Source organism: Amphritea sp., assembly GCF_048266285.1.
Classification (GTDB): Bacteria; Pseudomonadota; Gammaproteobacteria; order Pseudomonadales; family Balneatricaceae; genus Amphritea.
Map to the genome: position 1 here is coordinate 25,665 of NZ_JBLWZV010000027.1, position 24,715 is coordinate 50,379.

Below are 24,715 nucleotides of genomic sequence, written 5' to 3' on the forward strand. Positions count from 1 at the left end.
TCAAATGGGCCTATTGCCTCAGTTTAATCTTGGCAGTTCAGAGCGACTAATGGCTCACTCACTCTCTCGCCGTATCGGCCTTATCATTACATTTCTGTCTCTTGTGCTAACCATCAGCCTGTTGTTGCTTGGTGGTTATCTGCTTAACGTCGTGCATCACGTCTCCATTGTTGAGCTTTGGCTACACAGCGATAACCCATTAAACCTGTTAGGCCTGTGGCTAGCGGGTTTTCTCCTTCTGCTCATGCCGACGCTGATACTTGCTAAACAACTGAGCAAAAAGCTGCTGCAACCGCTGCATCAGCTCACCGAAAAAACCCGGACTTACAACCGCCAAGGCCCACCAGTGGACTTTGAACTACACAGCGATACCGAATTTAGTGAACTCAGTACAGCCCTGCAAGTGATGCAGGAACACCTCAGTGACAGTGATATTCAGTTGCAACGGATGACCTACCGGGACACCTTAACTGGCCTCAACAACCGCTTCGGGCTGCATCAGGAATTAAGTAAACTGATTCGCTGGGCGCGTAAACAGGAGAGCCGGATGGCGCTGCTGTATATCGACCTCGATCACTTCAAACAGATCAATGCGTCATCCAGCCATGCCTATGGCGATCAAGTGCTGCAAATCATCGCCCAACGGCTGCTCGATGTGATCAAAGTGCAAACCCAGAAGCAGCAGCTTCCTTTCCCTGAGGAGCTACTGATCTCACGCCCCGGTGGCGATCAGTTTGCGGTGATGCTTCCCGATATTCTGCATGTCGATGAAACCGAGCAACTCAGTGGCCGAATTATCGAAGCCCTGCAACAGCCCTATCATGTCAACGACAAAACGTTCAACCTGTCCTGCAGTATTGGTATCACTCTCTACCCAGATGATGCTAATAGCGCCGAACGGATGCTAAAACACGCTGATATCGCCATGTACGAGGCCAAACACGCAGGCCGTAATCGGGCCCGCTATTTCCTCCCGGCGATGCACCGTGAGGTGGAAGAACGGGTCATGATTCAGCAGGGCATCAGCACCGCTATTGCCACTAACCAGCTCTTTCTTGAGTATCAACCCATTGTCGATCTACAACTGCATAAGCTGATTGGGGCAGAGACATTGATACGTTGGAACCACCCGCAACGGGGCCGATTAGGGCCTGAAACCTTTATTCCCATTATTGAAGAATCCGACCAAATCGGCGCACTAACCGTGTGGCTGATCGAAACGGCCGCCGCCGAACTCGCTGCGCTCCCGCGCCAGCAAAGTGCCAAGCTGTCGATCAATATCTCGTCCGCCATACTCAACAAGCCAGAACTGGCTCGGTTGGTAAATGAAGCTCTACTCAGAGTCAGTCACAGCCCGCACCAGCTCTGCTTAGAGATCACTGAAACCAGCTTAATGAAGGATATCGATAACACCCTGCCGCTGCTCATGCAGTGGAAAGCCGCGGGTTACCGTATCTGGATCGATGACTTTGGAACCGGCTACTCATCTCTCAGCTACCTCGCCCGACTACCCATCGATGGGGTGAAAATCGATCGCAGTTTTATTCGGGATTTGGATCATTCAAAGCCGGTAATCGAAGCGATTCTCGCGCTGGCTGAAACCATGGATCTCTTAACCGTATGTGAGGGTATCGAAACGATCGAACAGCAGTACGCAATGACCAGCCTCGGCTGTGATTTTGCCCAGGGCTTTCTCTTCTCTGAACCCTTATTGATTGACCAACTCAAAGAACAGTTAGCCTAATCTGTACCATTACGGCCATAACAGCGCCCGATAACCAGCTCGGTGCTAACTTCAGCGTTAGCGTTCACACATGGCCTGCCCAACACTAAAACAGTCTCGACAGGCAAAGACTGCTGTAAATTTTTTGACCTATATCAGCTCAGCAACAGTTATTTAAAAGAAGTCGTGATTCCTGACGATACACCTATATTGTTCAAGCTGATCTGTGATCAAAACCGGAAGCAACAGGATGAAGTACTTAAGCGCTATGTATATCTCATTAAGTGAATCGCTGGGCATTTATACACCGGACCAGCTCTATGAGCTGTTCACTAACAAACAGCACAGTATGCCGATCTCCCGTCATCGGGCCGCGATCATGCAGAGTCGAATTTTCTTCTTCTGTGCTATTTTTGCCGTTTTAGTGCCAACCTGGTCATTGATCGATCTACTCTTTTTACCCAGCGCACTGTGGGGCGAACTGCTATTAATCCGCGTGCTCTCGGCCGCCGCATTTACGTTACTGGCTTGGCAAGCCCGCAAAGAGCCGGATTTACAGCGCGCCCGCTGGCTACTCGCAGGGATGCTATCGATCACGCCGCTGTTTTATCTGGTTTCCGATCACTGGTTACAAGCCTATGAGTTGAGCGGCACCGAACAGGTCATCGCCGAACTCTACGCCCTGCTGCCCTTTGTTATGATTGCTGGATTAACCCTGTTTCCACTAACCCTAAAAGAGCTACTGCTATTCGCCACACCGATGTTGGCCGTGGTGGTGATCTCATCGTTGCCTCAAGTTAACAGTGACATTCCCCAGGCGGTTTCCACTATCTGGCTCTTCTCTTTGATTCTCGGTGTCGCTATGTTCGCCTCCCTGAATCAACTGCGTTATATGCTCTCGCAGGTCAACCGCGCCAGTTATGATGTGTTAACAGGCTTGCTGATCCGTCGAGCAGGCATCGAAATGCTGGATCTGCAATTTCGCTTATCTGCCATGAGTGGCGCCAATCTATCGATTCTTTATCTTGATCTCGACCACTTTAAAACCGTCAACGATGTGTATGGGCATGATGCCGGCGATGTTGTACTCAGAACCGCCGCACAACAACTCAACACTCTGGTACGTAAAGGAGATAGCGTGATTCGTTGGGGCGGCGAAGAGTTCATCATCATTCTACCCACCGCAGAATCCGGTGAAGCCGATGATGTCATTAGACGCTTGATGCATGCCGGACTCGGGCTACGTCCTGATGGTGCGCCTGTGACTGCCAGCATTGGTGTCGCAGAAGTTCAGGCAGATGCCGTTAATGATTGGAAAGCCTTGATCGAACTGGCAGATCACCGGATGTATACCGCGAAAACACAAGGGCGCGCCCGTAGCCTTGGGGTCAACCAAACCGAACTATTGTGGCCTGCAGATTTCGCAGCCTCAGACAGTCCCCTTGAAAAGCGAGTCGCCGACGTGAGCTGTTAACAGCATGATCAATACATCCATATATCAACACACTTAATTGGTGGGAAAAGGGATCTGTGCTTTCACCACATCACGACATAAATTACGCAGCCAGATACTGCCCGAATCTTGATCGACCGCTTTTGGCCAAACTAAATAATAGTCGATATCTTTTGATTCAAAGGGAAGCGGCTTAATCGTTAAGCCAAACCGTTCGGCATAGCGGGATGCCAGCAAACCGCTGGAACTAAACAACAACTGTGTTCGCCCTACCGCCTCTAAAGCCGCCATAAAATAGGGGGTTCGCAGCGCAAAATGTTTTTCTCTCGCCAGCTTACCCAAAGGGTCATTACCGGGCAATTTTGCCCGCCCGCCCAAATTAACCAACACATGAGAGTAAGCCAGATAATCCTTGATGGATACCTCCGGCTGTGCCGCCAAAGGGTGATTTTTGGCCATAATCAGGACATATTTCTCTCGTCCAAGCAATAACCGCTCAAAGTGATGAGGCACCCGGATAAAGCTACTACATAGCGTCATATCACAGACCTGATCAAGCTCCTCCAATAAACTGATTTCCGTCACTGTCGTTGTATCTAGGGACGCATTCGGTGCTTCTCGATAAAAACGTTCGGCGATACTCGGCACATATACCTGAGCCTGATAATGGGTTGTTTGCAAACGGAAAGTCCGATCGCTCAGCTGTGGTTCAAACGGTGGCGCCGACATAACATTGGCGATCTGCTCCAACATTTGCCGCACGGGGTTTTCCAGCGCCAGCGCCTTTGAGGTCGGAATCATTCCTCTGGCCGTACGGACAAATAATGGATCATCAAAGGCTTGACGCAAACGCTGCAAGACTCGACTCATAGCCGACTGACTAATAAACAGGCGGTCTGCGGCCCGCCCGACATTACGCTCCTCAAGCAGATAGAGCAGCCCCGTGAGGCTCTTAATATCTAACTGTTGAAACTGCCCTGGTAAGACCAAACTATTCATCCGCGCCTCCTCATTCGATCCACCCCAACTAATCCCTTAAGTCTTACCCGATTTCTGCATAATGATATGAACTATTATGCATTGGTAACGAAATAGAATAAACGCCATGCTAGAGGCTCTGCTTTTTCACTAACGAGCACTCATATGACACTGGATCGTAGCCGCTTTTTATATGGACTGTTTTTTTGCTGCATCACGCTGATGTTCTGGGGCATGTTACCAATTGCGCTAAAGCTTTCGACAGGATTTATCGACCCAATCACCCTCACCTGGTTACGGTTTACCTTTGCCGGTATCGTGATGCTCTTATGGCAGCTAAATAGAGGCAAGCTGGCCGAATTTCGCCACCTATCCAGAAGCCACATCATCAGCCTGCTCATCGCTGGCACCATGTTGATAGTAAACTACACCTTTATGGTCTGGGGATTAAGCTATCTTCACCCCGGTGCGGCACAACTTAGCTTTCAGTTAGCGCCACTGTTTCTAACGCTGGGCGGTTGGTGGTTTCTTAAAGAGCGGGTGTTTTGGCAACACTGGGCCTGCTTTGCACTAATGGCGAGCGGCATGCTGCTGTTTTTTCACCCCGCGATTGAAAGCAGTACCGGACTCACCGGTATCGGCTTTTTAATTGTTCAGGTCTCGGCCCTCGGCTGGACCGCCTACGCACTGATCCAAAAATCATTATTTAAAGTGCTCTCGCCCTCTAACATTCTGTTGAGCATCTACCTTTATGCGCTGATCATCATGCTGCCTTTTGCCCACCCCACAAGTTTATTAGAACTGAATAGCCAAGATTACTGGGTGGCGCTGTTTTGCTGTGTTAACACCGTTGTCGCCTACGGCGCATTCGCTCAAGCAATGCGCTACTGGCAAACGGTACAGGTGAGCGCCTGCGTAGCCATGACACCGGTGGTTACCTTTATACTCTCGGAGGTCTGTGTCGCCTATGGGCTCTTCAGTGAGGTGATATTTTCGGCCGAGGCCGATCAGTTGAGCTTGCTAGGGATGGCCTTAGTTATCGCGGCGGCGATCACCGTTCAGCTGCTTAGCCCGATGCTGACAAAGCGCCATCAATCAAGGCTGGAACAAGCTTCAGTCCTAAAAACCCCCTTAACTAACGACTGAAATAAAAAATCCGCTACCAGAAGCTGATAGCGGATTCATAAGGCCAGCCGCAAATACGGCTCAAATGTAAAAGATAACGCCTTAAAGGCGAACTTCAATGCCCCGTTCTTTCATATACTGCTTCGCTTCGGGGATACTGTATTCATTAAAGTGGAAGATAGACGCCGCCAACACCGCATCCGCCTTACCTTCAATGCAGCCCGCCACTAAATGATCCAAATTACCCACGCCACCTGAGGCAATCACCGGCACATTCACCGCATCACTGATCGCCCGAGTAACACCAAGATCGTAGCCGTTTTTAACCCCGTCTTGATCCATTGAGGTCAGCAAAATTTCACCGGCTCCCAACTGCACCATCTTTTTCGCCCACTCAACCGCATCCAGCCCGGTTGGCTTACGTCCACCGTGGGTGAAAATTTCCCAACGATCGGTTTCGCCTGGCTGAGAGACTTTTTTGGCATCGATAGCCACCACGATACACTGAGAGCCAAACTTATCGGCCGCTTCGCGAACAAAGTCCGGATTAAACACCGCTGCACTGTTAATCGACACTTTATCCGCACCGGCATTCAGCATAGTGCGAATATCATCCACCGTACGAATACCACCACCCACCGTCAGTGGAATAAACACCTGAGAGGCCATTCGCTCAACCGTATGCACCATAGTATCCCGCCCCTCATGGGTCGCGGTAATATCAAGAAAGGTGATCTCATCGGCACCCTGTTCGTCGTAGCGCTTGGCCACTTCAACCGGGTCACCGGCGTCGCGGATATCGACAAACTGCACCCCTTTTACAACGCGGCCGTTCTCTACATCCAGACAGGGGATAATACGTTTTGCCAGTGCCATGATTTTTACCTATAAGAACTCATATACGACTATTAAACAGATTAGCGTTTGCCATCCCAGTTAAGGAAGTTTTTCAGCAGCTGCAGCCCCACCGTATGACTCTTCTCGGGGTGAAACTGTGTAGCAAAAACATTATCTCGGGCAATGGCCACATCGATATCAACACCGTAGTGGCAACCGGCCGCGACCAACGGCTTATCCACCGCATCCACGTAATAACTGTGGACAAAGTAGAACCGGCTAGCATCATCAATACCGTGCCAAAGCGGGTGATCGAAGCGCTGATGCACCTCGTTCCAGCCCATGTGTGGCACTTTAAGGCGCTCGCCATCGGTCTCTTTAAGGTCATCGCCAAAGAAGCGCACGGTGCCGTCGAAATGCCCAAGGCAATCAACGCCACCATTTTCTTCAGAACGCTGCATTAAAGCCTGATAACCCACACAGATACCCAAGAAAGGCTTACCCGAACTGATCGCTTCTGCCACTTCACGGTCAACCCCCAGCCGGCGAATCTCAGCCATACAGTCGCGAATCGCGCCCACACCCGGCAACAATACCCGGTCGGCATTACGCACCTGCTCAGGATCGGCGGTGACCAACACCTCAACATCGGGCATTACATGTTCTAATGCTTTAGCAACCGAGTGCAGGTTGCCCATACCATAATCAATGACTGCCACACTACTCATTTACAGCGACCCTTTAGTCGATGGCATCTGATCTGCAGCCCGTTGATCAATCGTCAACGCGCCCCGCACCGCCCGACCGAAAGCTTTAAAGATAGTCTCGGCTTGGTGGTGGGCATTAAAGCCTTTCAGGTTGTCGATATGCAGCGTCACGCCCGCATGATTGACAAATCCTTGGAAAAACTCCCAAAACAGCTGAGTATCAAATCGGCCAATATTGCCACGGGTAAATTCAACATTCATATCCAACCCTGGGCGACCGGAAAAGTCGATCACCACACGAGACAACGCCTCATCCAGTGGGCAATAGGCATGGCCATAACGCAAAATACCTTTTTTATCCCCAACCGCCTGCGCAAATGCTTGGCCGAGCGTGATACCGATATCTTCGACCGTATGGTGATCATCGATGTGATTGTCGCCCTTGGCAACAATGTCCAAATCAATCAGGCCATGACGAGCAATCTGATCAAGCATGTGCTCAAGAAAAGGGACGCCGGTGTCAGCATTCAGCTTACCGCTGCCATCCAGATTCACAGAAACAGTAATCTGGGTTTCCAGGGTATTACGGGTGACGGTGGCTTTCCGTTCGGCCATGATCTTCTCCGCGATGAGTTAACAGAACTGTTTGTAAAAACATTCGTAAAAATAAGCCGCTATTATACAACCAATAACACCTTAATGCGTAGCACTCGGGCCGATTAGCAGCGTAAAAAGCCCCGGCCAACTTGCTGTTTTCATTTACGGTTAATCTAGGGTCTGTAAAATCGATCTGCTACTATGCTGTTAATAATCAACTTTACAAAAACATGTGACACAAATGGCATGTTTTACTAACAGATCTGCTGTATTGATATATCTGTTACCGATGCATGATCCAAGGAGAAGACATGAAAACGCTGTTAAAGATTTTTGGTGGCCTGATTGCACTACTACTGGTGGTAGTGGTTGCAGGCGGAGTCCTACTGGGGATGTTCTTTGATCCCAACGAATACAAACCTGAAATCCAAAAACTAGCCCTTGAAAAAGGCGGTGTTCAGTTACAGATCAACGGTGATCTAGGCTGGTCAGTCTTCCCATGGCTCGGCATCGAAATCAATCAGATTAAAGTGAACTATCCCGGCAAACCTCAACTGGCTGAGCTTAATCAAGCACAGGTCTCGGTTGAACTCCCTGCACTGCTTTCCGGCAATGTGAAAATGAGCAGCATTTTGTTGGATGGCCTGACGCTAAACCTTGAACAAAGCAAACAGGGTAGTAACTGGGCTGTCGCTGGCACAGCGCAACCATCCACCGAAAGTACCCCAGAGACTGCCGCCGAAAGCAGTGGTGGCGCCGCCATTGCGCTGGATATCGAAAGCATCGCGATCACCAACGGTAATATCAGCTATAACGATACGACTACCGGTAGCAAAGTGCTGTTGAAAAACTTCTCCATGACCTCGGGCAAAGTCACCACCGGAGCCTACTTCCCTGCCGAACTCAGCTTTCAAGCGGAACAATATCAAGCAGATCAAAAACAGCTAACCGTCGACGCAGCCCTAACCGCTGAATTTTTCCTCGATTTAGCTAACCAACAATACAATATCAAGGGGCTAGCAAGCACCTTAGGTCTCAGTGGTGTAGCCTTCAACGACAAAACCGTACAGGTAAAGCTGAACAGTGACATCGAAGCTAACTTGGCCAACGAAACCGCCACGCTGAAAGGTATGAGCTTGAGCGCCGCCAACGTGGCTGCTAAAGGCGATGTCTCAGTCGCTAGCTTCAGCAAGCCCGTTATCAGCGGCAATCTCAATGTTGCTCAATTTAGCTTGCAAGAGTTACTAGCAGCACTGGGTCAACCGGCAATCGAAACCACCGATCCCGATGTACTCAAAGCCATCAGTTTCAATGCTCAACTCGGCGGTGCCGCCAACACCCTCGGGCTGAATAAAATGAGTCTGAAATTGGATGACACCAACTTCAATGGCAGCTTCGCGATGAATCTGGCCACCGGCTCAATCGCCTTCAATATGAAAGGCGATGAACTGAATGCCGACCGCTACCTGCCCCCCGCATCAGAACAACCCGCACAAGCATCATCCGACAGCAAAGCAAAATCTACAGGGTACTCTAAAGAACCTATCATTCCTGTTGAGCTACTCAAAGGGCTGAATATGGATGTTGATTTGGGGCTGAAAAAATTATTAATCAACAAACTGACTCTGACCAACCTCGAACTTGCCACCAGTGCCCACGGCGGTTTAGTGAATATAAGCAAGCTCAACGCGGATATGTACAGCGGTACGCTGCGTAACTCAGTGATTATCGATGTACGCAAATCACCGACTAAACTGACGGTTAATAAAAACATCAGTAATATCCAGATCGGCGACCTGCTGATGGATATGGCTGAGGTTGATCGCCTAACCGGTACCTTTAACACCCAAACTAAAATCACCGCTCAAGGCGACTCAGTGCATGCCATCGTTAACAGCCTCAACGGTAACTCTAAAATCACCATGCCCGATGGCGCGGTCAAAGGGATCGATATTGCCCAGACAATCTGCCAAGGCTTCAACAATGTAACCTCCTTGGGCATCGATACCGAACAGGTCGATCGCTCCACCCCCTTTGCCGATCTTAGCAGTAACTTTAAATTCACCAACGGCGTCGTTAGCAATCAGGATTTAATCACTAAACTCGATGCCATCACGTTGCGCGGCAAAGGCAGTGTTAGCCTGCCGGCGCAAAACTTAGATTACCGCCTCGGCTTAACCATTGAAGAAAACCTGTTTAAGAAAACCTGCTCTGTCAATAACAGCCTCGAAGGGGTTGAGTGGCCAGTCAACTGTAAGGGCAGCTTCGACACCGAGCCGGCTAAACTCTGTCGCCCCGATGCCAGCGTGCTCAAAGAGCTGTTAAAACAGAAAGCGAAAAAACAGCTGGAAGGCAAACTGATGGAAAAACTGGGTGGCGAAGAAGGCAGCAAGGCCGAAGGCGCTAAGAAACTACTCAAAGGATTGTTTGGAAGCTAATGACAGCCGATCAGTTCTCCACCGCCGTGCTGGATTGGTTTGACCAGCACGGTCGTCACGACCTGCCTTGGCAGGCCGACAAAACAGCCTATTTCACCTGGCTATCTGAGATCATGCTACAACAAACTCAGGTCAGCACAGTGATCCCCTATTTCGAGCGTTTTCGAGAGCAGTTTCCCACGGTGGAGGATCTTGCGGCAGCAGAGCAAGATGAAGTACTGCACCTGTGGACCGGCCTTGGCTACTATGCCCGCGCCCGTAATCTGCATAAAACCGCTAAGATCATCAGTGATGATTTTGGCGGTCAGTTTCCCGATAGCATCGAAGCGCTCGAGCAACTCCCCGGCATAGGACGCTCGACCGCTGGGGCGATTCTATCGATCTCTACCGGCAAGCGAGCTGCAATTCTCGATGGCAACGTCAAACGGGTATTGGCCCGTTACTACGCCATTGAAGGCTGGCCCGGCACCACCGAAAACATAAAGCAACTGTGGCAATTTGCCGAACACAACACCCCTCACCAGCGAGTTGCCGATTACACCCAAGCAATGATGGATATGGGCGCAACCCTTTGTACGCGCAGCAAACCAGCCTGTCTTCTCTGCCCACTGGTAACAGGCTGTCAGGCCCATCAACAGGGGCGCGAGAATCAGCTTCCTATCGCTAAGCCAAAAAAAACCATTCCGATTAAACAGACCATGATGCTGTTGATTCGGAATGAAGAGGGACAGATATTGCTCCGCCAGCGTCCCCCTAGCGGCATCTGGGGCGGTCTATGGAGCCTTCCTGAAACATCTGACCTACGTGATGCCGAACAGGAAACTGGCCTGCCTATCGATGCTGATAGCGCCTCAGCCCTGTCGCCTGTGCGTCACACCTTTAGCCATTTCCATCTCGATATCACCCCGGTGCACATTGAACTGCGGGATAATGACCTTACAAACAGTGTCATGGAACAGCCCGCCACTCTCTGGTATAACTTACGCCAGCCACAAAAGATCGGTCTGGCCGCCCCGGTAAAGAAGCTACTGGGCAAACTAAAAACCAGCTAAACACCGGTCTCAGAGTAAACGATCAGACTAACCTTGGAGAACACCATGACCCGCACCGTAATGTGCCGCAAATACAAAGAGGAACTGGAAGGACTCGATAAGCCCCCTTATCCGGGTGCCAAGGGCCAATTGATCTTCGATACCGTATCGAAAAAAGCCTGGACCGAGTGGACCAACCACCAGACCATGCTGATCAACGAAAAACACCTCAGCTTAATGGACCCATCAACCCGTGAATTCCTGCAACAAGAGATGCAGAAGTTTATGGATGGCGATGACTACGAAAAGGCCGAAGGCTACGTTCCACCGTCGAAATAAGTACAGAAAACAACCAATCACACTAAAACTGCAAAAATAACCACTTTTATGCTGCAGGATGATTGACAGCGCAGCCTGAAATCAGTTTAATACGCACCTCTTGTTTGCCCGGATAGCTCAGTCGGTAGAGCAGAGGATTGAAAATCCTCGTGTCCTTGGTTCGATTCCGAGTCCGGGCACCAATTACTTCAAGCCTTGCAGTCAAATGCAGGGCTTTGTTGTTTCTGGGCTCTGGTCCATATCTGGTCAGAGCAGCAGCTAAATTCAAGTAGCTACATCCACTCCCCTGCAAGTCACCTCAATCTTCTAATTTTTTGACATAACCTAATCACCACATCAAATCTTATTAAGTTTAAGACTTTATTCTATGTACCCTGACGTTTTGTTTAATTAGTTTTATCTAGATAAGAAGCGCAGTCTTCTCGCGAATTTAGTTTTATATAAGGTAAGGTAAAGTAAGGTGAATGGATCACTTTGGGGCTTTCAGCCGGCTTCGCGAGTAACTTAATGAGGCAATTCTGATCGATTCAAAATGCCTATCTTCGCTATATGGAATGAGTTTTAAATCTAAAACATCGATGATATAAAGGGCAGTCATTACAACTGCCCAGTTAGTTTAGCCTTGATCAGAAGGCCCCCAGAAACCATCGTCCGCGATAACTCCCTTGGGTTTCGACCCAGTCAGTTTGTTATAAAGCTCTGCAGCCTCATAGTATAAACTTCCCAAATCTCCAGAACCTTCTTCGGACTTTAACCAACCCACACTACCAAGAACTAGCGCGGTAACGATATCCTCATCTTCTGGACGTTTACAGATCAGATAATCTAGAGCTTGAAGCGCAGATGGCGGTAACTCATTCCGTGCTTTATATTCAGACTGAAACTCAACTACAGTTTCACGCCCTGTATGCTCAGCACTTTGTACAGTAATTTTGCAACCACCGTTCTTAGTAATACTCGCATGAATAGAGATATCGATAAGATAACCAACCACGTTAAATCCTGGAGTTAACATGAGAGTTCCATCCGGCCCCGTCGATATCCATTTCCCATCGACCATATAAGTGCGCTTAGATTCTCGACATGCAGATAGCTCAGGGGGACGTAAAGGAACATTTACAGTCCGTTCCGACGCTCCCTTGGTATAAAGATCATCGAGATAGGTCCTTACATCTGTATCTTTACGTACAAAAGACAACTCAGATGTCAGATCAATAAGTAGAGAATGAAGTTCATCCTGGCAACAAGGAATCGTCATCCTTAAAAACTCTTCACAATCAAAAAAGCTATCTGGAACTGATTTCTCTAAATCATAAACAGAAGTAAAAGAAATAGAATTGCCTTTCCAGTAAGGCCCAGCTAGAAGCGTTACTTCATAGGATATTTCCGGCCCTTTAAAGCGACAAAGAACTTGTATCGGAGCATGAATAGCTACGCGTCCCTCTCGGATGATTGTGATTCCCCCCTGATAAACACGACCTACTTGCTTCACAAGCGTTTCTCGTCCAAAAGGAATATTAGTGGGAGTAATCTCTTGAGCTGGAATTTCAGTCCTAACCTGATTAGGAACCAAAGAAGTAGAAGAATCATTCATAATAAACACCTCATTAAGAAATACGGAGAGAACTATTGCTCTGTATTACGTACCTTTAGGCGGTATTGCCTGGGGTATTTACATTGAATAACAGCAAGGAATCAGATTCTATCGAAGCTATGGGGCTTTGCTCTGTTATTCCTCAATGAGAAAAATACCTAGTGTTTTAGGGGCCACACAGGTATCTAATGACGAAAAGCTAACTCAAGAGTTCACTTTTACCCCGTTTTCCCCGCTAGATTTTTCGGAGATAGGACTGACATAAGCAATACTAATTGTTGACCGTAAATAGATCTCTCTTAATAATATTTACTGGGGTAAACGGGGTTAATTAGATAGCTGATATCACATTGCACTGACGACCTTGCCCCCTGAAGCAGGTAACCGCAAAAACCTACCCTACAAACATATATTACAACCTTGCATAGCAGCGCTCGCTGCATTCTGTTTGATATCCATTGCAAGGAGTTCACATGTTTGCCTTAGCCAAATGCTCAATGACCGATGATTCCATCACGGTAGAACCAAGTATCACGGGGGCGGTAGCCGGAGCAATAGCCGGAGCCCGCGTCGGTGTCATTATTCCTGTCGTCGGCCCTGCTGTCGGAGGTGCGGTTGGGGGCGTTATAGGTCTTATTTTCGGCCCTTCTGATAACTAATGAGGGGGTGATACCTGTGATTATTATAAATAGCCCTTCTCAGGTCATTCAGCTACCACTGGATAATGACCTCATTAACGCCTTGATCCTAGAGATTGAACAACCTTTCGAATCAGTTGTAGCAGTTACAGTATTTTGGCAACAGACCAACACACGATTACTACTAATCGAGCCAGATGATGACCTAGATAACTTATCTAAGTCTGATCCTGTATTGGCCTTTGCGCTTGAATACCCCGAGTGGGTTATTCACCTTCCGCAGGACCACCAACTCAGCCTAGCCGTTACAACTGATGACGGTGGTGGATGCTATCTCCTCTGTCCTACTCAATTGATTAAATCATCGAAGGATTAAACAACATGGTCACTAACAAAACTGACACTGTAACCTCCACTCAGGAAGTTACAGCTATTGAATTCATACTTCTAAAGCAAGCTACCGCTCCCAAACTCTCACCTAAAACCCCAGGTTCTCTGACCTATCAGATCGGTAAGCATCCTGAATCAAATGCTTTGGCATTACGGATGCTCGAAAGTGACTCTGGGGGCTACTTCAGTAAAGAGTGGGTTGAGCTGGAATCTATCAAGTCACTGCTCGATACCTTAGAAGCTGATAAGCCCTTTAAGTCGTCAGCACTGCGTAACCTCTTCAGTGGAGGCTCAAGTAACAATGCAGGATTTTGTGCTGCGGTATGCAGGGCCGAAGGAGTGCTTGCTGCTGTGCCTGACAAAGCATTCCTACATTTAAAGGGGCATCCGATCGATGATTGGATAGCTGAAGTTGGCAAACTAAAACCAATGAAGACTCCGCCCAAATCCAGTAAGCCAAAGCTGGATTCTTCAACCAAAGCTAAGTCTGCACAGGCTAAAACTGAAAGCCTCTTTACTGATTCTGACTCACCAAAATCTACCGATACCAAACCTGAAAACGGTATTTAAGGAGGTAAGACTATGCTCCAGTTACCAAGGAACTACTCAGTACCGGTATCTCCGGAACTTACCCAGCTGCTTGTTGATGCTACAGAAACACACTTACGGGTCCGGGGAAAAGACCGGGTCATTAACGCCGTTACGATTAACTTCCGTGACCCTGATTACTCCGCTGAGGCAGGAGGCTATCACCCTGTTGAGATGCGTATTGAGATCACAGAGGGTAAGGGTGTTCTAAGTTACATTACGGACTTTTGTTATGTCGGTCAGGGTTGGTGCAGTGAGCTTGCGAAAGAGCTGGATTTCGATTTTGAATCCGGTGTTTTCTATGCGCTTGATCTACCTCGTCAGGACCTAGCTAACTGCGCTGAATTCTATGCTTTGTGGCAAGACAACTTTCTGGCCTATAACCAGATGGGCGTTTTCGATGTCACTGTGACTGTCGACGATTAACCCATCAATCTCAATTCCATTTTCTCGCCCAATACACACTCAAGAGGTTAAACCCTCTGTAATTCAGCCTGAATGACCGGTAATAGACCGGGCGGCAGGTAATTCCTCTTTTGCTCTCAGCACCTAGAATCCTATTGGCAGCATTGCCAAGGCTTCGCTGTGTCTGCTGCGGGGGAAAGTGTGTGTTGGACCGAGGATTACAACTCCCTGAAACACTGTGGAGCATCTTATGGCCCCGTCTTCACCCAATCGAATGCGATTAACTAACCGATTAATCGAAAAGTTTCTGCCTCATGATGCCGATTCCCGGTCCACAGAAAGAGAGATCAGTGATACTGATGTCGTTGGATTAAAGCTGTTGATCGGAAAAAATGGTTCGAAGAAGTTTTTGCTTCGGTATACGTACCGTAGTCACAAGCGCTCCATTGCTATTGGTCCCTTTGGCCCACTGTCCATTACTGAAGCCAGAGAGATGGCAAACCAGTACAAAGGCATGGTGGCAAAAGGCACCGACCCAAAACAGGAAAAACTTAAGAAGCAACGGGCGCTGACTCTAGACGAGTTCTTCTACCAGCAGTATGCACCGCTTGTCGCGGCTAAAAAGCGAAGCGAACGCAGTGATTTAGGTCGCTACAAACACCATGTGCATAACGCCTTAGGCGGCCTACTGCTAGATGAGGTCACTACTCAGAACCTGCTGGCCTTGCAGAACTCGCTGACCGTCAAGCTGGCCCCTGCCAGCAACAACCGGGTCTTAGCGCTCTGTAGGCACATCTTTAATACAGCGGAACAATGGGGGTTGATTGATCGTAGTCCAGCTAAGTCTCGTTCAGTTCGATTACTTAGAGAGGATAATCAACGTACCCGGCTCCTGACGGACAATCAGCTGCGTGCGCTGTTTAAATCCTGCGACGAAGACGACAATTACTTTGCGGGTCAGTACTTTAAGTTTTTGCTGCTTACAGGAGCAAGGCGATCTGAAGCTGCTCAAGCCAAATGGGAACACATCAACTTAAACCTTGCCCGCCCTACTTGGAGGGTGCCAACCTCCAAGACTGGAGGATACACAGCATACCTGAACCGGTTAGCCGTTGAATTGCTAAGACATCTACGGCGCATACAAGGCCACCCTTTTATCTTTCCTGGAGGATATCCAAACCACAAAGGCTATGACGGCCCAATAACCTCACCTTCTAAAGCCTTTAAACGAATCTTGTGTAGAGCAGGGATTACAGGAGAATATTGCATCCATCAGCTTAGGCATCAACATGCGTCTATTATAGCCAATAATGGAGGTAACGTCGCTGATATAATGCTAGCTCTGCAGCACTCTTCTCCGGCTATGGCTAGCCGTTATACGCATCTCAGCCCGAATCGTATTGCACAGACCGGCCATAAAATTGCAGATACCGTTGAGCAAGCGCTGGCTTACCAGTCGTGTCCGAAATAATAACAACTATAGTGACTTCTTTATAATGCCACTACAGCTACCTCGATAAGAAACAAGGATAGATAGATTTAAAGGTGCTTTTAGAATGTAGAAGCTGCTACAACGACTTTCCTCTAGCAACTAGCGGGGGAAAGCGGTTTTTTTTTTTGATTTAGTGGGAGAGTCTTTTAACTCGTATGATGAAGAATCATACGTGCATCAATCAATAACAGGATTGTTTCGCCACAGAGAGGTGGTAATTTCGTCCCAGTCAATAAGTGATTCTTTTTCAATCTCGCTTCATCATATAATATAGGTATGTTAATGATGATTAACGTAGCTTTGATTTCCTCTTCTACGTTTTACAAAGAGACCCAGTCAGTTTATAGGCGTTACGAAAATGTGCGTATAAGGGCGCACCGAACAATAACTTGGTTTTCAAAGAGAAATCGTGATGCCACACGGCCTCAACCTCTTGTATTGGATACTAGTGTTTGGAATATGGGACTTAAACACTACTCGATATTAGGGCAATTAGCCTGCTAGATATAGAGAGAAGAGAGAGGTAATGCTCAGAAAAAATCACATATTTCATCAACATGTCGAGTAATAGGTTGGATAAAATCCTCCGATAACCCTAAGTGTTGGCAAGCTTGACCAAATATTTTCATATATCCATCCATGATAGAGCGCTCTTGGGACACATACGCATCAATCTGACCAAAGAGTAAGCCTATGAGTAGTGCTTTGACAATGTATTCGTTGTGAGCAGTTAGAATCTCGTATTTCATTGATGAAAAATTAATCGAGGAAAGGTACGAAATTAAACTTTCACGTCTATCAAACGGCAGAGATCTCTCTACACTTAGGATATACTCTTCAATGCCTTTGGCACTTAACCTTAAGGCTCTTCGTAATTCATTTTGATTCAAGATATTCACCCAAAAGCTTTGTTGGTGTTTAAGAATGATGGACTCTTAGCCAGTCATCTACAAACAGAGAAAGTTTACCACCAACTTCGCGCTGACAAAAGGAAGCGACATCCTCTTTATCTTTGTAAGAACGGTAGCTCTGGAACAACCAGCGCAAACTTGGACTTTCTATACGATCCCAGTCCATTGAAGAGATAAATTGGCTATTTGAGATCAGTTCATCAAAAATATTGAATTCGAGAGGCTCATTATTACTAAAAGGTTCATGACTACATTCTAAAATAGATTGAACCGTCTTATTATTGGATTCATAAAGATGTAAAGAGTCTGTAATATGCCTATGCCAGCCGATCTTTCTTGATAACTTTTTAGCTACATAATACTGCAAGAATCTAAATATAAAAAAATTATACGGAATGCCTTTAAATACATCATTGGAGCGGTTAAAAACTGTAATATCTACACATTCATTTCTGACTTTAAATAAGACAGATATATTACAAGGTATGTCCAATGAGTCAAGATTCTTCAAATCTAGAGCACTAAATAAGCTAATTACAGCCCGCCTAGAATCTGGTTTTTTCTTTAGCTCCGATATGACTTTATCTAGCTGATTTAGTCCAAACTTTTCAAATATTCTATAGCCATAGGCTCCATATAGAGTTTCTGAGTCGTCTGAATATTGACCATAATTATCTATAAAATATTCTAACGGAGCAAGTTTATTATTACCTTCTAAAACCCATGCTATTTCAGCTAGGGCAAAGAAAACATTTATCCCTCTCCCTCTAATAAAAGGCAAGCCTACACCTTCACCATTAACTTCAAAGCAAACAGGACCTAAATCAAGAGTTTTCCCAGCCCTTGACCCTCTTTTTTCACCTTCTTCATAACAACAAAGAAGTGCCTTATAATAGATAAGGGAGTAATCATTACCCGAAAAAACTCGCATTCAATTCTCTCCAAAACGTCTTTTGTTTTTGTCGACTTTCTTCAAAAACTCTTTTTCTAAATCAACATTGAATTGATTTGATATTTTTATAAGATAAATAAAAGTATCCACCAGTTCTTCATTCAGAGAGATTTTTGCTTCAGATAATGAATTATCTCCGCGAACAACCTTTTTAAGAATATTCGAAAATTCACCAAGCTCGCCCATCAAACAAACCACTAGATGCTCTAGCTCGTGAAGATTACTTTCATTAATGTCAACATAAAAGCTCTTTCCTGAAACGGAATGTTTCTGATCGAACTCCCTTTGGATTTTACAAATATCTGAAAGTGATTTACTCATTACTAAATCTCTTAGCTAGTGCCTGCAATATTTCCCTGAGTTCATTATTCAATTCCGATACTCTCTCTGCATGTGAATGCTCTTCTCTGGCCTTTTGTAGTTTTTTACTAAGTTTGATGGCTTTATCGAGATCTGAAATCATGAGGTGATTGCCAACACCAGCTTGATTCAAGGATTCTTTAAGATGTTCTAATGACTCATAACTTATAACTGTCTGAGTATTTGCTTTCTCTGATAGAAGAGGTTCAAAATTTGATAAGTTTTCCGTCACCATGACAAATATTTTTATTGCAGTAAGTGTATCAATTTTTGGACGTTTTAACGGTATGAATTCTGGTGAGTGGTAAGCTCTGCCAACAACTATTAATAGTTTAATTTGGTGATAATCTACTCCTTCCTCATAAATATTCAGAAGGTTTTGTCTTATCTCTTCAAGGTTTATTCTCAAGAAGCTACTTACTTCTAATGCGCGAAAGTAAACAGTGCAATTCATTGTCTTTTCATGTTCATCGAATAAGCATTGAAAAATCATAAAAGATGGTATTGGCTCGTCACCGGAGTTTGATATATCATCCTGATTTATTAATGAATATAAAGCTCTATTGCTTGTAGGCTTTTTTTTCAGCTCTTGACTAATATATTTTAGCCCACCTTTTCTAAATTCTCCATGATTGAAAAACAAGTGCTTTGGCCTATCTTCAGATGCCCAATCCTTAGCTTCTTCTGCTACATCTATCATGGGATTTTTTTGAAGATTTTCTCTATCTATTTTATATGCAATAATGTAATTAGTACAATGCTCATTAGCCGGGATTTCCACACGAACATCACTTGCTATGGTTTCAAACGATTCAACTTCCTTGTAGTCTATGATCATTTTAAAGACTCAACTTTTTCAACGATTTTATGATGTATAGTATCGATATTATTAGTAGCATTTAAGCTTAAAAAAGCCCCTTCATACTCAGAAAAAATCTTGCTATAGTTATCGCTAACCTGCTTCAATTTCCTTTCATTCTCATATTCATCAGCAAAAGCTCTTGTACTCATCCTCTTAATAGATTCACCTACTGGGTTATCCATATAGATCACTAAGTCCGGGTCTGGGAATTTTGAGTTTAAGGTCTTTACCAAAGTAAAATCTTCTTTAGAAGAGCAGTGATATGCAAAGGATGAGAAGAAATATCGAGTACTAATTACAACCGCACCACTATTTACTTGATTAATGACACCATCTACAGGATTGTATAAATGGTCATGTCTATCAGCAGCGAATAAGTAAGCCATTTGTTCATCAAATAAATCTCCTTTCTCTAATACTGGATTTTCTCCTTTTGAAAAAATAACTCTTCCTTTCATACCTTGTCGAATCATATTTCCAATAGGCCCTGATGAGGGTTCACAAGTTAGGTAGCAAACCTGCCCTTTTCTCCGGAAATACTGAACAAGAAGATCTGCTTGAGTTGAAGTTCCAGAGCCATCAATACCTTCAAATACAATAAATTTACCAGTCATTACAATTCTATCTCTATACACTTAATACCGTTAGATGAGCTCTCGAAAATCAATGAGATACCCTTAAGCTCCATCTTGTCCAGGCGGTAAATATTAATTGAATTTAGATACCCTTTCTGTCTAAAATTCCCCGATCTTGCAGAAATAACACGCATAGGCTTTTTTCCAAGGTAATAGCTTTGCTCTGCGTGTTGATGCCCATGAAAAACATAGCTGAAACCTTCACTATCAAGATATGTAAGAAAGTCATAGGAGTTTCGAATAGCAGATGTATCCTTTTTGAACATATTCAGCAAGTGATGGTGTGTAACAGCCAACTTGACTCCTTCGTGACATCTGAGCTCTTCTTCAAAAGAACTCTCATCTATTAAGCCATAGGTATGATCCATATGGTATGAGCTGTTGAATAATTTAAAAAGTACCCCTTCAAGTAAGATCGTAGCATGGTGATTTGTGCCAAAGGAACACTTACTATCTCGCCTGAGGTGATAAGCAAAACTATTAAAGTCGTTAAAAGACCCGTCTACAATATCATGGTTACCTGGACAGACTAAGATATGAGATCGATTGACCGCTTCCTGCTTAATAAGGCTGTCGAAAAACACCTGAGCCTTAGCATACCCTTCTTTCCTTCCTTGGAAGGTGATATCCCCGCTAATGACCATTACAGGATTACTGCAGTTTCTCTTAAGCCATCCAGCTAAAGTGCCAACTAGAGATTGATTACTGAAAACAGCATCCTCACTACCAAAGTGAAAGTCCGTAAACTGAACTATATCCATACAACGAATTTCCTTGATCTTATCAAGTTCGAGCAGTTGCTCTGTTATAAGTGCACAAAGAATAACGATCTTATTGGGATTGTGGCAAGGTCCAATCTAAGCAAGACAGTCAATACGGCATAAAACTACTATTCTACCCCCTAAAACCCTTAACTATTAATTAGCGGATGGTCTTCACCGTCCATAAATTCATTCAGTTAGGTATATGTTATGATCATCCTTTTTACCTCTTTCAAAGGCGGGGTAGGCAAGAGCTCGCTAGCCTTTAATCTTGCTACGTATATCAACAGCATCTATATCACGAACGATATCATTGCTATTGATGATAAAGCTGTCATTCAGATCGAACCGAAGAAGAAGCGAATACCTATTCAACTCTTATCAGAGACCAACGCCGTCTTAGATTTCGGTGCCATGTCCACTCAGGTAGACCCCAAGGTATCACATGCTCTCAGCATTTGTGACGTGGTTATAATTCCCACCATGACAGATGCTCGTAGCCTCCAAGCTACTATCGATACGGTTAATTTGGTTAAAGCAGCGAATAAGCCCATCGCTATCATTATTAACAACTTCACGAATCAGAAGAAATTTAATCAAGCTGCCCAACGCCTGATCAACGCTCTTGGCCATCTACCTATATTATCCATTCGTTCAACAACACTCTTTGAACGAGTTAGCCGTGATGGCCAAGACTGGCTTCAGAATATTCATAACGATCATGGTGAGCACCAGCTCAATAAAACTCGGGTAGCTCATGAAGCTGTCTACAATGCCATCTTGAAACTAGGGGGTGGCGAATGAAGCTACAAACTATGGCTGAAATAGAGCACGCGATTGGTGGTCGCCCTAAGTTAAAGAACTCAAAGGTAAGAATAGATTTTTACGTGTCAGAGAATGATGCTGACACCTTAAAATCTCTAGCAGAACGCAAGGGCTCGTCGCTAAGCCAGCTAATACGCTCAATAACACGTGAATATATTGAACAAACAAGATGACAAGTACTGCGGAAGACTTAACTTAACTTCAAAGATACGTGGACCTAATGAGTGACTAGGTCAGATAATGATGAAAAGTAAGATCAGAGAAGGGGCTAATGGCCTCTTCTCACTTTTCTAACCCCGTTGACCCCGGTCATAATTTAATAGAGATAATTCATAAAGGTTTTTTCATACTTAAGATAAATCATTAAATACACATCCTCTCTCTGGAAAATCTAATGGGGTAAACGGGGAGATTAGCATTGGTCAGAAATCATCCAGCTGACTCATCGCCGTAGTCGGCTGGCGGCTAAACGGTTCGTACTCACCTTGCAAACAAGGTTATCCCCGGTATCGACTACCGGGAGAATGGAAATAAGACGAAGTGGCCTAGATGCCTTAGGCATATGGGTGTCTTGAAAAATATGGCCACATCACTATTAGAACTGAATGTTTGGATCTAACTCTTCTGAGAAGGCTTTTAATGCATCCTCACCCAACTCATCATTAGCTTGAGCCTCTGCCGTAATTGACGCCTCAGTGGCATCTATAGAGCCTAAGTCGCCGAAGAAGCTTTTATTCACCGCAAAAACACGCAATATAGCCAAGCCTGGTAGTTTTTTCTTTATCTTGTTCCGGCTATCATTGGTGTGCAAACACCCTAGAGCCTTCAAATGCTTACCCAGCTGTGTTGGTGAAACACGATCTGTGATTTCCTGAATATGTTCGTCTGATAGGTAAATGTAATGATCATCAGTAAACGCCAATGGTGGTTGATTAGCGACTATATCCTGATCATCTACAGGATATAATCGATGCCCGTTCATGATCACAGCCTGACGTAGTTCTTGAGCGGCCAATTCTACATCTGAACGCGCCTCAAACGCTTCCAACCAAACTTCTATAGCAATCAATACTGCTTCTTCAACCTCATCCTCCGTAAACGGTAAAATCTCAAACTTCACCGCTAGTACGCCCGTCATATAGATCAGAGCGAATCGTGGTAATACACGCTGTACTGCGTTTCCTTCTGGGAAGTGGCCCTTAAGTTCATCAAGAGCCTCATAAAACCACTCCTGCATCTCAGATACAAACTCTTCATAGCTGTTAAAATTCGCCAGTAACCTTTTTATGAATTCAGGTCCAGCAAAACCGTAATCATCACCTAATGAACGACGAAACGAATCAGCCTCTTCGCTGGATAAAGTAAAATCTGACCGAGAGATAAAGCCTTCTATAGGAAAATCTAATAATCGGATCTGGGCACCCGTGAACACATCGCCATCAGTTTTTTTGGTCATGGAAGTCGTAGATAGCTCACCTGTACTAAGTAAGTTCAATACCCAGCTCTTGGTCTCAGCCTGCTGCAGGTTACCGTCCATACGCACCTTACCGACCCCATCTAGGATCATATATGCCACAGCTTCAAACGGTCCCTTGAATTGCCTAATTTCATCTAGCAACAAGATCAACCCTGATCGTGCATGGCATAATAGTTCGATGGCGTTCGGTGTCACCCCCCACTTCCCAGCATATACTGTCCCAGATAAGGCACTTACTCCCCAGATACTGGCAACCGCACGTAGAGCATTTGTCTTTCCAGAACTAGAAGCCCCATACACGTGCAAACCCATAGGCTCGACGTTTAACACATCGATGAACACATTACTCAGCCCAAAACATAACAAAAACTTGTTCAGAACCGTTCCCGCCGATCCCATACGTTCTTTCCATGCATCGAAAGAGCCTTTATCTCTGATTACATTTCGTAGCTGTGATAGTTCTGCATTTACCTGCGGCACAACTCCCTTATACCAATCCGGAACGATCGTATTGCCAGGAAGAACAAAGACTCCGGTATTACCGAAAAACCCAAATCGATTCACAACTGGTAACGGAGCTTCAGTCAGAGTTGATGTAAGTAGATCAACAAATAGTCCTTTTGCTGCTGAGCTCCCACAAACAAATAGTCCTTTCCCGGCAGCCCTAGCAATAACACCTGTCTGATCACGATACAGATCTTTCAGGGAAATTCTCAACTCTCTTCGAGTGTTAGCTTTATCTACAAAAGCGATAACAGCATGCCAACTTTCATTATCTTGCGGATCATATAAATGACCCAAAACATGAACCTCCTGCTGAGCTATCTTAACTAAATCGGGCCGACCATCGCGGTTAGAACTCCTCACATAATATGTGCCCGTTTCATTGCTTAAAAAGCCTCCCGATTCGGGGTTACCTTCTGCTATAGCTATCGTCGCCATCTCAAACGCCCTCCTGCATATTATCCATGATCCAGCTTTCCACTGTCTCTGGGTCATAGCGTACAGCGCGTCCGATACGCACAGCCTTAGGTAGCTTATGAGGGTGATAGGCTCTCAACTTCTGTATTGTCGACAAGCTCACACCTAATCGTTCAGCTAACCAAGTACTATCCATTAATCTGTTTTTGTTCATTACGCATCCTCTTCTTGTTCTGTTACTGGCTGCCGCTCAGCAAACTCTTCAGTCAGTACAAGCTTCCCATCCAGCCATAATTGCTCTTCAGCACTTAATAAATGCTGCTTTGATTGGCTGTACTGCTCATCTAATTGCTCCATTTATTCATCCCTTACTAACTTCAAATTTTCAGCTAGATTCTGTAGTCAGAATCAGCTCTATAACGAGCCTCTAGGGCAACGAAACGTATTGAACTAGTTACGCTTCAAACTGCTTGAGGTAGATACTACGGATGTTATTTTGAAGTTCGAGCAGAGGAGTGAGGGTTTGCTCTGATATTCTTCAGACAGATTATTTTGATGAGGAAAACGTATTTTTAATGTCTTTTGTCAGCGCAATAAATGTAAGCGTAGACTGCTCACACCCTAGATCGCTTCGGTTACCTGAGAGTCATTGAGATTGATATTCCAAGGCAGCAGA

The 24,715-nt window shown here is 45.5% G+C and carries 27 protein-coding genes and 1 tRNA gene; 14 read left to right on the forward strand and 14 right to left on the reverse strand.

Annotated elements, in window-relative coordinates:
- The first annotated feature begins 49 nt into the window (after nt 1-49).
- Together ACN0T0_RS18605 and ACN0T0_RS18610 are read left to right on the forward strand one after the other, a co-directional pair.
- Nucleotides 50-1,744: a putative bifunctional diguanylate cyclase/phosphodiesterase gene (locus ACN0T0_RS18605; RefSeq protein WP_417228236.1), complete on the forward strand. Its 1,695-nt coding sequence runs from the start codon at nt 50-52 to the stop codon at nt 1,742-1,744.
- A gap of 229 nt (nt 1,745-1,973) precedes the next feature.
- Nucleotides 1,974-3,197, forward strand: a complete 1,224-nt coding sequence (locus ACN0T0_RS18610) for a diguanylate cyclase (RefSeq protein ID WP_417228237.1) — start codon at nt 1,974-1,976, stop codon at nt 3,195-3,197.
- A gap of 33 nt (nt 3,198-3,230) precedes the next feature.
- Here the strand turns inward: ACN0T0_RS18610 and ACN0T0_RS18615 are convergent, their stop codons facing one another.
- The gene (locus ACN0T0_RS18615) at nt 3,231-4,175 is read right to left on the reverse strand and encodes a LysR family transcriptional regulator (RefSeq protein ID WP_417228238.1); all 945 of its coding nucleotides are present in this window, start codon (nt 4,173-4,175) and stop codon (nt 3,231-3,233) included.
- A gap of 144 nt (nt 4,176-4,319) precedes the next feature.
- On the opposite strand from ACN0T0_RS18615, the gene ACN0T0_RS18620 reads away from it, so the two are divergent.
- Complete coding sequence (locus ACN0T0_RS18620) at nt 4,320-5,300, forward strand: DMT family transporter (protein WP_417228239.1); 981 nt, start codon at nt 4,320-4,322, stop codon at nt 5,298-5,300.
- An 81-nt stretch (nt 5,301-5,381) separates the two neighbouring features.
- Here the strand turns inward: ACN0T0_RS18620 and hisF are convergent, their stop codons facing one another.
- The 3 genes from hisF to hisB are packed head-to-tail and all read right to left on the reverse strand — an operon-like array spanning nt 5,382 to nt 7,438.
- The gene (hisF, locus tag ACN0T0_RS18625) at nt 5,382-6,155 is read right to left on the reverse strand and encodes an imidazole glycerol phosphate synthase subunit HisF (RefSeq protein WP_417228240.1); all 774 of its coding nucleotides are present in this window, start codon (nt 6,153-6,155) and stop codon (nt 5,382-5,384) included.
- Between the two features lie 41 nt (nt 6,156-6,196).
- Entirely contained in the window at nt 6,197-6,844 is a 648-nt protein-coding gene (gene hisH, locus ACN0T0_RS18630; protein WP_417228241.1) for an imidazole glycerol phosphate synthase subunit HisH, read from the reverse strand.
- The gene (hisB, locus tag ACN0T0_RS18635; RefSeq protein WP_215951142.1) at nt 6,845-7,438 is read right to left on the reverse strand and encodes an imidazoleglycerol-phosphate dehydratase HisB; all 594 of its coding nucleotides are present in this window, start codon (nt 7,436-7,438) and stop codon (nt 6,845-6,847) included. It abuts the gene before it with no gap.
- A gap of 293 nt (nt 7,439-7,731) precedes the next feature.
- Between hisB and ACN0T0_RS18640 the strand changes: the two genes are divergently transcribed.
- The 4 genes from ACN0T0_RS18640 (at nt 7,732) to ACN0T0_RS18655 (ending at nt 11,410) form a co-directional block, all read left to right on the forward strand.
- Entirely contained in the window at nt 7,732-9,858 is a 2,127-nt protein-coding gene (locus tag ACN0T0_RS18640; RefSeq protein ID WP_417228242.1) for an AsmA family protein, read from the forward strand.
- Nucleotides 9,858-10,910, forward strand: coding sequence for an A/G-specific adenine glycosylase (gene mutY, locus ACN0T0_RS18645; RefSeq protein ID WP_417228243.1), 1,053 nt, complete (start codon nt 9,858-9,860; stop codon nt 10,908-10,910). Before ACN0T0_RS18640 ends, mutY begins: the two co-directional genes overlap by 1 nt.
- A 45-nt stretch (nt 10,911-10,955) precedes the next feature.
- Nucleotides 10,956-11,228: an oxidative damage protection protein gene (locus ACN0T0_RS18650; RefSeq protein ID WP_126157021.1), complete on the forward strand. Its 273-nt coding sequence runs from the start codon at nt 10,956-10,958 to the stop codon at nt 11,226-11,228.
- 106 nt (nt 11,229-11,334) lie between these two features.
- Nucleotides 11,335-11,410: transfer RNA gene (locus ACN0T0_RS18655), tRNA-Phe, on the forward strand.
- 434 nt (nt 11,411-11,844) lie between these two features.
- Here ACN0T0_RS18655 and ACN0T0_RS18660 read toward each other — a convergent pair.
- Nucleotides 11,845-12,822, reverse strand: coding sequence for a hypothetical protein (locus ACN0T0_RS18660; RefSeq protein WP_417228244.1), 978 nt, complete (start codon nt 12,820-12,822; stop codon nt 11,845-11,847).
- A gap of 473 nt (nt 12,823-13,295) precedes the next feature.
- Between ACN0T0_RS18660 and ACN0T0_RS18665 the strand changes: the two genes are divergently transcribed.
- The 5 genes from ACN0T0_RS18665 to ACN0T0_RS18685 all read left to right on the forward strand — a co-directional run bounded on the left by ACN0T0_RS18665 (nt 13,296) and on the right by ACN0T0_RS18685 (nt 16,314).
- Nucleotides 13,296-13,481, forward strand: coding sequence for a hypothetical protein (locus ACN0T0_RS18665; protein ID WP_417228245.1), 186 nt, complete (start codon nt 13,296-13,298; stop codon nt 13,479-13,481).
- A 16-nt stretch (nt 13,482-13,497) separates the two neighbouring features.
- A complete protein-coding gene (locus ACN0T0_RS18670) occupies nt 13,498-13,836 on the forward strand; it encodes a hypothetical protein (protein WP_417228246.1) in 339 nt (112 codons plus the stop codon).
- A 5-nt stretch (nt 13,837-13,841) separates the two neighbouring features.
- Nucleotides 13,842-14,420 carry a hypothetical protein gene (locus ACN0T0_RS18675; RefSeq protein ID WP_417228247.1) on the forward strand — a complete coding sequence of 193 codons (579 nt, stop codon included), beginning with the start codon at nt 13,842-13,844 and terminating at the stop codon, nt 14,418-14,420.
- A 12-nt stretch (nt 14,421-14,432) separates the two neighbouring features.
- On the forward strand, nt 14,433-14,864 hold the full coding sequence (locus tag ACN0T0_RS18680) for a DUF2787 family protein (RefSeq protein WP_417228248.1): 432 nt from the start codon (nt 14,433-14,435) through the stop codon (nt 14,862-14,864).
- 229 nt (nt 14,865-15,093) lie between these two features.
- Entirely contained in the window at nt 15,094-16,314 is a 1,221-nt protein-coding gene (locus ACN0T0_RS18685; protein ID WP_417228249.1) for a tyrosine-type recombinase/integrase, read from the forward strand.
- Between the two features lie 551 nt (nt 16,315-16,865).
- Here ACN0T0_RS18685 and ACN0T0_RS18690 read toward each other — a convergent pair.
- Genes ACN0T0_RS18690 through ACN0T0_RS18715 form a run of 6 tightly spaced genes read right to left on the reverse strand, consistent with a single transcriptional unit; the run spans nt 16,866 to nt 20,816 of the window.
- Entirely contained in the window at nt 16,866-17,225 is a 360-nt protein-coding gene (locus ACN0T0_RS18690; protein ID WP_417228250.1) for a hypothetical protein, read from the reverse strand.
- A gap of 28 nt (nt 17,226-17,253) precedes the next feature.
- Nucleotides 17,254-18,177 (reverse strand): thymidylate synthase, encoded by a 924-nt coding sequence (locus tag ACN0T0_RS18695; protein WP_417228251.1) that lies wholly within the window; start codon nt 18,175-18,177, stop codon nt 17,254-17,256.
- Nucleotides 18,178-18,519, reverse strand: a complete 342-nt coding sequence (locus ACN0T0_RS18700) for a hypothetical protein (RefSeq protein ID WP_417228252.1) — start codon at nt 18,517-18,519, stop codon at nt 18,178-18,180. It lies immediately after the preceding gene.
- Nucleotides 18,512-19,396, reverse strand: a complete 885-nt coding sequence (locus ACN0T0_RS18705; RefSeq protein ID WP_417228253.1) for a hypothetical protein — start codon at nt 19,394-19,396, stop codon at nt 18,512-18,514. Before ACN0T0_RS18705 ends, ACN0T0_RS18700 begins: the two co-directional genes overlap by 8 nt.
- Nucleotides 19,393-20,034: a dTMP kinase gene (gene tmk / locus ACN0T0_RS18710; RefSeq protein ID WP_417228254.1), complete on the reverse strand. Its 642-nt coding sequence runs from the start codon at nt 20,032-20,034 to the stop codon at nt 19,393-19,395. The genes ACN0T0_RS18705 and tmk overlap by 4 nt, the downstream gene beginning before the upstream one ends.
- On the reverse strand, nt 20,034-20,816 hold the full coding sequence (locus ACN0T0_RS18715; protein WP_417228255.1) for a metallophosphoesterase family protein: 783 nt from the start codon (nt 20,814-20,816) through the stop codon (nt 20,034-20,036). The genes tmk and ACN0T0_RS18715 overlap by 1 nt, the downstream gene beginning before the upstream one ends.
- Nucleotides 20,817-21,026: 210 nt before the next feature.
- Here ACN0T0_RS18715 and ACN0T0_RS18720 point away from each other — a divergent pair, with 210 nt between their 5' ends.
- Both ACN0T0_RS18720 and ACN0T0_RS18725 read left to right on the forward strand, forming a co-directional pair.
- The gene (locus tag ACN0T0_RS18720) at nt 21,027-21,620 is read left to right on the forward strand and encodes a ParA family protein (RefSeq protein ID WP_417228256.1); all 594 of its coding nucleotides are present in this window, start codon (nt 21,027-21,029) and stop codon (nt 21,618-21,620) included.
- An 11-nt stretch (nt 21,621-21,631) separates the two neighbouring features.
- On the forward strand, nt 21,632-21,814 hold the full coding sequence (locus ACN0T0_RS18725) for a ribbon-helix-helix domain-containing protein (RefSeq protein ID WP_417228261.1): 183 nt from the start codon (nt 21,632-21,634) through the stop codon (nt 21,812-21,814).
- 422 nt (nt 21,815-22,236) lie between these two features.
- Here the strand turns inward: ACN0T0_RS18725 and ACN0T0_RS18730 are convergent, their stop codons facing one another.
- Genes ACN0T0_RS18730 through ACN0T0_RS18740 form a run of 3 tightly spaced genes read right to left on the reverse strand, consistent with a single transcriptional unit; the run spans nt 22,237 to nt 24,396 of the window.
- Nucleotides 22,237-24,060: a DUF927 domain-containing protein gene (locus ACN0T0_RS18730; protein WP_417228257.1), complete on the reverse strand. Its 1,824-nt coding sequence runs from the start codon at nt 24,058-24,060 to the stop codon at nt 22,237-22,239.
- 1 nt (nt 24,061) lies between these two features.
- Nucleotides 24,062-24,253, reverse strand: a complete 192-nt coding sequence (locus ACN0T0_RS18735) for a helix-turn-helix transcriptional regulator (protein ID WP_417228258.1) — start codon at nt 24,251-24,253, stop codon at nt 24,062-24,064.
- Entirely contained in the window at nt 24,253-24,396 is a 144-nt protein-coding gene (locus ACN0T0_RS18740; RefSeq protein ID WP_417228259.1) for a hypothetical protein, read from the reverse strand. The genes ACN0T0_RS18735 and ACN0T0_RS18740 overlap by 1 nt, the downstream gene beginning before the upstream one ends.
- Between the last annotated feature and the right edge of the window lie 319 nt (nt 24,397-24,715).